At 65.4% G+C, this 9,299-nt stretch carries 9 protein-coding genes and 1 pseudogene; 4 read left to right on the forward strand and 6 right to left on the reverse strand.

Annotated features, from left to right (window positions below):
* Positions 1 to 67 precede the first annotated feature (67 nt).
* From ACWEQQ_RS43875 to ACWEQQ_RS43890, 4 genes are all read left to right on the forward strand, one after another.
* A complete protein-coding gene (locus tag ACWEQQ_RS43875; RefSeq protein ID WP_452352414.1) occupies positions 68 to 2,419 on the forward strand; it encodes an MMPL family transporter in 2,352 nt (783 codons plus the stop codon).
* Between the two features lie 200 nt (positions 2,420 to 2,619).
* Positions 2,620 to 3,330, forward strand: coding sequence for a hypothetical protein (locus ACWEQQ_RS43880; protein WP_452352415.1), 711 nt, complete (start codon positions 2,620 to 2,622; stop codon positions 3,328 to 3,330).
* On the forward strand, positions 3,327 to 3,986 hold the full coding sequence (locus ACWEQQ_RS43885) for a cytochrome c oxidase subunit 3 (RefSeq protein ID WP_452352416.1): 660 nt from the start codon (positions 3,327 to 3,329) through the stop codon (positions 3,984 to 3,986). The genes ACWEQQ_RS43880 and ACWEQQ_RS43885 overlap by 4 nt, the downstream gene beginning before the upstream one ends.
* A complete protein-coding gene (locus ACWEQQ_RS43890) occupies positions 3,983 to 4,258 on the forward strand; it encodes a cytochrome C oxidase subunit IV family protein (protein ID WP_452352417.1) in 276 nt (91 codons plus the stop codon). The genes ACWEQQ_RS43885 and ACWEQQ_RS43890 overlap by 4 nt, the downstream gene beginning before the upstream one ends.
* Positions 4,259 to 4,388: 130 nt before the next feature.
* On the opposite strand, the gene ACWEQQ_RS43895 is transcribed toward ACWEQQ_RS43890, so the two are convergent.
* The 6 genes and pseudogenes from ACWEQQ_RS43895 to ACWEQQ_RS43920 all read right to left on the reverse strand — a co-directional run.
* On the reverse strand, positions 4,389 to 5,372 hold the full coding sequence (locus tag ACWEQQ_RS43895) for an NADPH:quinone oxidoreductase family protein (RefSeq protein ID WP_452352418.1): 984 nt from the start codon (positions 5,370 to 5,372) through the stop codon (positions 4,389 to 4,391).
* A 10-nt stretch (positions 5,373 to 5,382) separates the two neighbouring features.
* Complete coding sequence (locus ACWEQQ_RS43900; protein ID WP_452352419.1) at positions 5,383 to 6,354, reverse strand: DUF7065 domain-containing protein; 972 nt, start codon at positions 6,352 to 6,354, stop codon at positions 5,383 to 5,385.
* Positions 6,351 to 7,400, reverse strand: a complete 1,050-nt coding sequence (locus ACWEQQ_RS43905) for a phosphotransferase family protein (RefSeq protein WP_452352420.1) — start codon at positions 7,398 to 7,400, stop codon at positions 6,351 to 6,353. The genes ACWEQQ_RS43900 and ACWEQQ_RS43905 overlap by 4 nt, the downstream gene beginning before the upstream one ends.
* Before the next feature lies 1 nt (position 7,401).
* Positions 7,402 to 8,637 carry an enoyl-CoA hydratase-related protein gene (locus tag ACWEQQ_RS43910; protein WP_452352421.1) on the reverse strand — a complete coding sequence of 412 codons (1,236 nt, stop codon included), beginning with the start codon at positions 8,635 to 8,637 and terminating at the stop codon, positions 7,402 to 7,404.
* Between the two features lie 166 nt (positions 8,638 to 8,803).
* On the reverse strand, positions 8,804 to 8,998 hold the full coding sequence (locus ACWEQQ_RS43915; RefSeq protein WP_452352422.1) for a hypothetical protein: 195 nt from the start codon (positions 8,996 to 8,998) through the stop codon (positions 8,804 to 8,806).
* Between the two features lie 70 nt (positions 8,999 to 9,068).
* Positions 9,069 to 9,299: pseudogene (locus tag ACWEQQ_RS43920) on the reverse strand (ABC transporter ATP-binding protein); the annotation flags it as partial.

Consider the following 9,299-nt stretch of genomic DNA (forward strand, 5'->3'; position numbering starts at 1 on the left):
ACTATCAGTTTTCTCCGTGGCAGGACCGTTGTGGCCGCCGCCGGGGTGTGCCGAGAGGAATCACGCAATGTCGACCCTGCTGTATCGCATCGGAAGAACCGCCTATCGGCGACCTTGGCACTTCATCGCGCCCTGGGCCGTCGTTCTGACGACGATCATCGGCCTGCTCGCCGTCTACCCACCCCAGCTGAGCAGCGAGGTGCGGATCGACGGCACGCCCGCCCAGAACCTCATCGACGACCTGGCCGGGAAAATGCCGCTGATGGCAGGTGGCCAGGGCATCATCGCCTTCGAGACCGAGAATGGCTCACGGATCGACTCCGGAGACAACCTCGGCACGCTGCTCGCGGCAGTCGACAAGGTGTACACCAGCGACCACGTCATCGACGCCCGCGCGGTACTGAAGCAGGAAGCCGCGAAGGGGATGAACAGTCCCACCATTCGCGCCGCCGGAGCTACCACGCTCTCCGGAGCGTCATCGGGTCATGCGGCCGCCGCGACCCCGCTGACCATCAACGGACAGGCGGTACCGGGCGTAATCATCTCCCCGGACAAGACCAGCGCCATTCTCCAATTCCAGTTCGACAAGCAGACTTTCGAACTCCCCACCGACACTATCGATAACACAGTGGAGGCAGCGAAACACGTCACCGCCGGTCACGACATCGCCGTGCTGCCGTCGGCATCGATGGTCCAGGTGCCCGCCATCGTAGGCGCAGGTGAGGTGGCGGGCGTCGCGATCGCCGCACTCGTGCTGCTGGTGACCCTGGGATCGGTGGTTGCGGCCGGGCTACCGCTGGTGACCGCGTTGACCGGTGTCGGTGTGGGCGTCGGTGGCGCTCTGGTGGTGTCGCATCTGGTCTCGCTGCATTCGCTCAGTGCGGTCCTCGGGCTCATGATCGGCCTGGCCGTCGGCATCGATTACGCACTGTTCATCGTCAACAGGCAGCGCCGCTACATCCTCGACACTGGCTCGAGCGCCGAGGAAGCCGTGGGCCGCGCGCTCGGGACCTCGGGCACCGCAGTGGTTTTCGCGGGCAGCACGGTCGCCATCGCACTGACCGCGCTCGCCATCGTCCGGATCCACCTCATCACGACCATGGGTATCGCCGCCACAGCGACGGTCGTGATCGCCGTCCTGACCGCGGTGACGCTGCTGCCCGCGCTGCTCAGCCTGACCGGCGAGCGAATCTGCTCGTCCAAAGCACGCCGGCAGGCTGCCTTCAGACGGACCACCGATACACCCTCGCGGCGGGCACGCAAGGTCGCGACCATCTGGGTGGGCATGGTGACCAGGCACCGGTTCCTCGCCGCGACCGCCGCACTGATCATCGCCGGGCTGCTCGCGTTCCCGGCCACACAGATGAACCTCGGCCTACCCTCGGGTGCGAGCTACAACCAGGGAACCGCACAGCGCGAGAGTTACGAGGTCGTGAAGAACCGCTTCGGACCGGGCTACAACGGGCCGCTCGTCGTCGTCGCCGACGCCGGAAACCGGGAAGGTCCGATTGCCACCACCGATATCGCTGCCCTCTATCGCGATCTGACGCAGCTGCCCGGTGTCACGTCGGTGACTCTCGGCGCTGTGAGCGACAATGGCCGGACCGTCGTCTTCTCCGTCGTGCCGAGCAGCGGGCCCACGGACCCGGCCACCGAGCAACTGGTTCACGAGATCCGCGGTGAGGCACCAACTTTCGCGAGCGAACGGCATGTGGACGTCGGCGTTACCGGATTCACCGCGCTGGGTATCGATGTGTCGGCACGCCTCGCCCACGCGCTCCCCGTCTACCTGGCAGTAGTGGCGGTGCTGTCGATCTTCTTGCTGGCCTTGGTGTTCCGCTCCATCCTCATCCCGATCAAGGCCACCCTCGGCTTCGTGCTGAGCATTCTCGCCGCGTTCGGCGCCACCACCGCCGTTTTCCAGCAGGGCTGGGGTCAGACGCTCCTCGGATTCCACGCCACCTCACCGATCCTGGCGGTACTGCCCATCGTCGCCACCGGCCTGCTGTACGGGCTCGCCATGGACTACGAAGTCTTCCTGGTCTCCGCCATGAAGGAAGCCCATGCCCACGGACGACACGGGGACGACGCCATCGCCCACGGCTTCGAACAGGCAGCACGAGTCGTAGTCGCCGCCGCGGCCATCATGACCGCCGTCTTCGCGGGCTTCATCTTCAACGACGACCCGATGATCCGGCAGTTCGGCTTCGCACTGGCGGTCGGCGTCGTCGTCGACGCCTTCGTGGTGCGCATGCTGCTGGTGCCCGCCGTGATGTCGATCTTCGGCGATGCCGTCTGGTGGATGCCGCGCGCACTCCAGCGCGCACTGCCGAACATCGACATCGAAGGACAGGGACTCGACCTCGAACCAGCGGATGAGCTTCCCGCTCAGCAGGATCTGGTTGCGTCCAGGTCATAACCCCTCGACGCCCTGGGTGTCTCTCACGAACGCGATTCGGCAGCGACAACCCGGGGCGATCGAATGCCGAACCCCGGCCCCGCCGGGAGGTACCGAGCAGTCGCAGCCACCCACTACTGGAATGTGTGATTATTTTAATATAAATTAACTTCTGTATTACCCAGTCGGCCCCCCGCCGACCCGGATCGAAGGATGCCCCGATGAACGCTCGAGTCAGGAATCTCTGCGCACTGGGTGGACCAGCGGCGCTCATAGTCACACTCATCGGCTGGACGATCGCAGGCCTGCTTCCGCTGCCGCTGAGCCCGTCGGCTTCCACCGACGAGGTCGTGCGCTTCTACACCGAGGACCCGACCCGGGTGATGATCGGCTTTGTCACGGCCTCGGTGGGCGTGGTGTTGATGCTTCCGATGTTCGGGCTCATCTCCATGCACATGCTGCGCATGGAGGGCCGCACGCCCCTGCTGACCTTCGTTCAGCTGATCGCCGCCGCGGTGACCGTCATCATCAACCTGGTTCCGCAGATGCTGTTCGCGCTCATGGCATTTCGAACCGATCGGGATCCGCACACCTTGCAGCTGATGAACGATGTGACCTGGATGATCCTGTTCACCCCCATCATGCCGTTCATCATTCAGAACCTCGTGATCGGCACCGCGGTGCTGAACGACAAGCACGGCATCTTCCCGCGCTGGAGCGGGTATCTGAACCTGTGGGTCGCCTTCGCATTCGTTCCCGACGTGCTCGCGTACTTCTTCCTGTCCGGCCCCTTCGCCTGGAACGGCGTGTTCGTGTTCTGGCTTGCCCTCGGCGCGTACGGCGCATTCCTCGTCGGTATGTACTTCGCTGTTCGACAGGCGAATTCCACGCTCGACGAGGCTCTCGGCGCGCCGGCACCGGCAACGGCATGACAGCGTCGGGATCTTTCGACGCCATAGAGCTGCCGGCGTTCGTCTGGGACGAAATCGACTCGGGTCCAGGGGCCGTCGGCCAGGCGAAGCCCGACCCCAGCGACGCGCCGGGCGAGCTGGGTTTGTGGGTATTCATCCTCGGCGACATGACTCTGTTCGGTCTCTTCTTCGCTGTCTTCCTGTGGGAGAACCGGCGCGACCGGATCGCCTTCGCCGAATCGGCGGCGCATCTGCACCGATCGATCGGCGCCGTCAATACGCTGGTATTGCTGCTGAGTTCCTACCTGGTGGTCGTCGCACTGCACGCGTACCGACGAGGCGCGATGGCACACGCACGTGTCGTGCTGATCGGAGTTCTCGGGTGCGCCATCGTGTTCGCCGCATTGAAAGCCGTCGAGTACAGCGCGGCGATCACCTCCGGGCACGTGGTCACCAGCAATATGTTCTGGACGTTCTACTTCATCCTGACCGGGATCCATCTCTTGCATGTGTTGATCGGCGCGATCCTCGTGACGCTCTGGCGCCGGAAATGCACCGACGGCAGGGCCGGAGCCACCGCCACCCGGTTCCCGGAGATCGCCGCCGTGTACTGGCACATGGTCGATCTGCTGTGGGTCGTCATCTTCACGCTTCTCTACGTGGGGTGTTATTCATGAATGCAGTCGATTTCCCGCGCAGGGCGACATGGGTCTGGATCGGCCTTGTTGCCGCAACGTGCGTGACCTGGTGGTTCGGCGCGGACCATCCTCTCGCCTCGATCAGCGTCAAGTTCGCGTCCGCCGCCGCGGTGGCCATCGCCTTCGTGAAGGCATATTTCATCGGATCGGAATTCATGGAGTTGCGATCGGCACCGCTCGTCCTGCGGCGCGTGTTCCTGGGCTGGGTGGCGATCTTCGGTGTGACTGCCATGGTCCTGTTGGCCATCTGATCGCGAAGGCGGAAACGGCAGGGGGGCTAAGGTTTCTTGTGGTGCCGCTCCTGCCGGCGCGACAGCACGGCCACCGCCGTTGCCGTACCGGCCATCACAAGGAAGTACGCGAGGTAGAGGGCAATCAGGATCACCATGTAGACGTAGGCAATTCGATGACTGCCTTGCCGACGATCGATCCCTGTTCGAGAGCCGTAAGCGCGGCGTCCGCGTCGGCCAGTGCGTAGCGCGCGCTCACATAGGGCCGGAATCCGGATCCGGCCAAGTCACTCAGCGCGGCCATGGTCTCCGCGAAAGCCGCAGGGCGAGAACGCAGGTACTCTCCCCACGCCACGCCGGTGACCGAGATATTGCGCAGCAGTAGCCGATTGACCTTGATCGCGGGAATCCCTCCGCCCGAGGCGAAGCCGACGACCAGCAGCGTCCCCTCGCTGGCCAGCACGCGAACCGCGTCATCGAATGCCGCTCCCCCGACCGGATCCAGCACGTGATCCACACCCACCCCATCGGTGAGTTCGCGAACCTGCTGGGCCCATCCGGGGACGAGGCGAACCACGTGGTCCGCGCCCAGCGCTGTGAGTCGCGGTGCGACGCCTTCCCGGCGCGCGACCGCGATCACGGTGGCACCCAGCGCCTTCGCGATCTGGATCGCGGCGGTTCCGATTCCACCGGCCGCACCGAGAACGAGAACGCTCTGCCCGGGACGGACAGCCGCACGCCGGGTCATCGCGAAGTGCACGGTCTGGAAGTTCGCCGGCAGCGCGGCGGCCTCACCGAAATCGAGCTCCCGGGGTTTGGCAGCAACCATCTCGGGCGCGACAGCAACGAACTCCGCGTAGCCGCCCAGTTCCGGGCAGAAGGCCACGACTTCGTCGCCCGGGGACAGCGCGGTGCCGACCGGCGCGGAGACCACGACGCCGGATACCTCCACACCCGGCACGAACGGCGGCGAGACGCGCAGCTGGTATTGCCCGTATGTCATCAGCAGATCGGGGAAGTTGACGCCCGCCGCGCGGACGGCCACGACGACCTTGTCGCGAGCGACGGGGACCGGCACCGGTGAAACGCGCAGGGCCGACGGACCGGTCAGGCCCGTCGCCTGCACGGCGGTCATGAACGGAACCTCAGACACCGAGTCCCACCGGGGCATCGTTCACGATCTGGTCCAGATACTCGGCCATACCGAACAATTCCGAGCCGTCGTCGGCGATCCAGCGAACCTGGTTCTCGAGGATCCGCGTGATCTGCTCGGCCCCTGAGTCGTCAATTTTGCGGTGGCGCAGCGGCACGGTGGCTCCGACGTCGCCGATCATGCGCCAGCTCCGACCGTCGGCGGCAACAAGTTCCACAAGAATGCGGCGCGGCGTGTGCTTCTCATCCCGTTCCGTGCTCACCCGGACACCGATGCAGCGGTGCACTTCGAAGCCATCCCACACGAATCCGCCCGTCAGCGGCTCCCCGTTTTCGGCTCCGAAGTAGGCGCCCATGAACCCGAACCGGGGGCTCGAGCCGTGCAGCCATCGATAGAACCACGGCGCTTGCCACGATCGCGGGCCCCACGAGTGATCGCGCAATCCGGCGCCGGCGATCTCGAACGGGCTGCCGTCCACGGTGATCGTTCCCGCGACGACCATGATCTGCTCGTAATGGTTGGGCGCGAACGCCGGACCATCGCCGTCGAAGTTCTCCGCATAGGGATCGCAGAGCCGGGTGAAGGTCAGCTTCAGGGCGCAATCGACCACCGGTGTACCCGCGAGTTTGCGTGGGTCGGAAAGAATTTCGGGAGTGTCGAGAAGATTCACCTCGCCATCGAAGGTGGCGCGGAGAATGGCGAACGGTTCGACGACACGGAATTCGAGACCCGCTCCCGACATCGTCTCGTTCGTCGTCGCCTCGGGCCGCGCGAATCCGAAGGCGAGTCTCCCATCCGGAAGATAGATGCACACCGTCCGCTCGCCACGTCCCTCGTTGGGGCGGTTGGCCAATCTGACGAATCCGCTGATCCGATTTCCCGGGGAGTGGAAATGGAAGTACATGGATTCGTTGAAGTTGGACTCGCCGCCGACCGGGTGCGTGTAGTCGTCCTCGGGCTTCACTGCTGGTCTCCTCGGGTTGCGCGCCGGCTGCCGTGATGGGCTCCGTGGATGAACACGGCCGCCTCCTCGAGCAGGTAGCCGATGGTGGTGTCCAGTTCGGCGAGGTCGAGTGCACCGTGGTCGCCCATGGCTCCCGATCGACGGCGCAACAGCACGCCCTGCAGCAGCGTCGCCGCCCGCCAGTGTGAGAAGGCACGGTAGTAGCCGATCGAGTCGGCATTGAGACCGGTTGCCGCGCAATACATGTCGATGAGCTCATCGCGGTTCGGGAAGCCGCCGGCCCGGGTCGGGCTGGGCATGATGATCCGCGGTTCGCCGGGACCTCGCCAGTCGTCGAGCAGCCAGGCCAGGTCCGCCAGCGGATCGCCCAGTGTCGCCAGTTCCCAGTCGAGGACGGCGGTGATCCTGCCGGACTCGACGAGCAGGTTGGACAATCGGTAGTCCCCGTGGGTGATCACCGACCGCTGCTGCCGCGGTGCCTCGGCCTCGAGCAATGACCGCACGTACTGCCAGATCCGGTCGTGAGAGCTCTGCTCGCCCCACTGCGACCAGTTTCTGGCCGCCCGCCGGATCTGCCGCGGCAGAAATTCGGTGTCAGGCCCGAGGTCCTCCAACCCCACAGCCACCGGCTCGAGGGAGTGCAGGCGCGCGAACACTTCGATCACCTGTCGTCCGAGCTGAAACCGCTGTGCCGGACTCAGCGCCGCCGCATCCGATTCCTTCTCCAGTGGCGCACCTGCCATTCGGGTCATGACATAGAAGGGACCGGCCTCATCCGTCCCGATCACGGTCGGGAGCGGAATTCCGGTGTCGGCCAGTGCGTTCAGGATTCGCGCCTCGCGCAGCACATTGTGCGCACTCGGGTCGTGGTTACCCGGCGGCGGCTCGCGCAGCACCCAGGCGGCGCCCGCCTCATCGCTGATCAGGCTCGTGATGTTCGACTGCCCGAAGCCGACTCGCTCGATCCGCAGCGAACCGTTCACCTCGGTGCGTTCCGACAGCCAGCACCGAAGCTGTTCGGTCCGTGCCACCTCCGTCCCGGTCATGTCACCGGCCCTCGAAGGTGGGCTTGGATTTCGTGATGAAGCTACGCACCGCTCGGGCAGCGTCCACCGTCGCGCCGGTGCGAGCCAATGCGTCGATCTCGGCCGCCAACTGTTCGGGCAGCGTCGAGGACTCGGAATTCCTGAGCAGGGCACGGACTTCCGCGTAGGCACGCGTCGGTCCTGCCGCCAGTGTCTCGGCCCGGTTCAGCGCGATCTCCTCGAGCTTTTCCGCCTCGACGACCTCCGAGATCAAGCCCCACTCGCGGGCTTCGCGCGCATCGAGGACCCGGCCCTGATACAGCGCCTGCGCCCGGCGCAGTCCGACCAGGCGTGGCAGGTACCACGAGGTGCCCCCATCGCCCGACAGTCCCAGCGTCGAGAATCCCGTCGCGAACTTGGTGCCGTCAGCGGCAAGCGCGATGTCAGCGCAATAGACCATGCCCAGCCCGCCGCCGCCGACCGAGCCGTGCACGGCGGTGACAATCGGAACCGGTAGTTCGGCGAAGACTCGCAGGGCATCGTGGTATGGCGTCACCATCCGCCGTAGGGTTGTCGACAGTTCCTGCGGCTCGGTGTCGGCGAAAACCGTGATGTCTCCCCCGACGGTGAAAGCCGGGCCGTTGCCCAGTATCACCAGGGCCCGCAGGTCCGATCGCGCCGCACAGCGTTGCGCGACCTCGTACAGATCGTCGGCCATCGTCTGGTCGATCGCATTGCGCTGGTGGGGCCGGTTGAGCCGCAGCACGGCGATCCCGTCCATCACCGAGAACTCGACTGCACGCAGGCCGCTGTCCGGGGTCAGGGCGCGGCTCCATCGTTCGGTGTCGGTGAGTTGGACGAGCCCGCTGATCCGGCCCTGCGTGAAGGTCAGAATGTGAATGAATTCCGCGTCCAGCTCGCCGTTCCCGATCCGGGCGTAACCGGTGTACCGGCCGATGACCGCGAGCCGCCCGTCATCGAGCCAAGTGAACTGCGCCGGAACAGCACGCGCCGTGTAGTGCTTGGCGATGCGACCCCAGAAGTCACGCCGCATCGCGTCGGGCCCGTGGTAGACGCCACCGAGCTCGAAGGGCATCCCATCGGCGGTCCGCCCCTCGAACCGGGGATGGAGAAGGACATCCAGCCGTTCCCGATCCCCTGCGGCCAGCGCGTCGTACAAGCCGACCGCAAGCTGTCGGGCCGCATCCCGTTCGTGCTCCGGCAACGGAGACGTCGAGCCATCGCTTTCAGCGTTCATCGTCGAACCAGCTCTCAGAAAATTTCTTCTAATATAGATTTAAAACCGTAGTTGAGGCTGGTACACGGGGTCAAGCCGCCGACTCCTACCGGGCTGGAACACCGCGTTCCGATTCAGCTCGGGGATGCTGCGCAGTGTCCCAAGCGCCAGCTGATTCGCGCACAGGTCAGGGCACCACGGAGCCCGTTTCCAACGTTGACGCTTCGCGGCGGGTCGGCGCCTCGACCCCAGCGAGGTCGATCGTCAACAACAGTGCGACGGTCACGACGGTGACTGTGAGGATGAGCGGCAAGAGCAGGTCCACCGATTTGAACACGCCGACGATGCTCAGCGCGGTGAGGGCAACACGATGCAAAGACATTGCCGGTCACCTCGTTTCGCCCTTGTAGTCGCGACCCGACGAAGCGGTGGCGAGGTGGCGACCCAAGGGCTCACCGGGCATAGCCGACTCCTTCCAGCACGACGGTCTCCGGATCCGAGACCTGGCCGATGTCCACCAGGATCGCTTCCTGTGCGCTTGGCGGGAGTGTGTGCAGAATCTGGCGGACCCGCTCGCGACGACGGTTGACCGCGCCACGCACCGGCATGCCCGGCTGCGCCCGCATCTGCGGGATGATGCCCTCGATCTCCTCCGCGCCACCGGCGTGGTGACCCGAGTCGAA

It is taken from the genome of Nocardia sp. NPDC004123 (assembly GCF_053603795.1).

Excerpts from the sequence above, each read along its gene's own strand:
- ACWEQQ_RS43880 (WP_452352415.1), top strand. The coding sequence starts at position 2,620 with ATGAACGCTCGAGTCAGGAATCTCTGCGCACTGGGTGGACCAGCGGCG.
- ACWEQQ_RS43875 (WP_452352414.1), top strand. The coding sequence starts at position 68 with ATGTCGACCCTGCTGTATCGCATCGGAAGAACCGCCTATCGGCGACCT.
- ACWEQQ_RS43915 (WP_452352422.1), bottom strand. The coding sequence starts at position 8,998 with ATGTCTTTGCATCGTGTTGCCCTCACCGCGCTGAGCATCGTCGGCGTG.
- ACWEQQ_RS43885 (WP_452352416.1), top strand. The coding sequence starts at position 3,327 with ATGACAGCGTCGGGATCTTTCGACGCCATAGAGCTGCCGGCGTTCGTC.
- ACWEQQ_RS43910 (WP_452352421.1), bottom strand. The coding sequence starts at position 8,637 with ATGAACGCTGAAAGCGATGGCTCGACGTCTCCGTTGCCGGAGCACGAA.
- ACWEQQ_RS43905 (WP_452352420.1), bottom strand. The coding sequence starts at position 7,400 with ATGACCGGGACGGAGGTGGCACGGACCGAACAGCTTCGGTGCTGGCTG.
- ACWEQQ_RS43890 (WP_452352417.1), top strand. The coding sequence starts at position 3,983 with ATGAATGCAGTCGATTTCCCGCGCAGGGCGACATGGGTCTGGATCGGC.
- ACWEQQ_RS43895 (WP_452352418.1), bottom strand. The coding sequence starts at position 5,372 with ATGACCGCCGTGCAGGCGACGGGCCTGACCGGTCCGTCGGCCCTGCGC.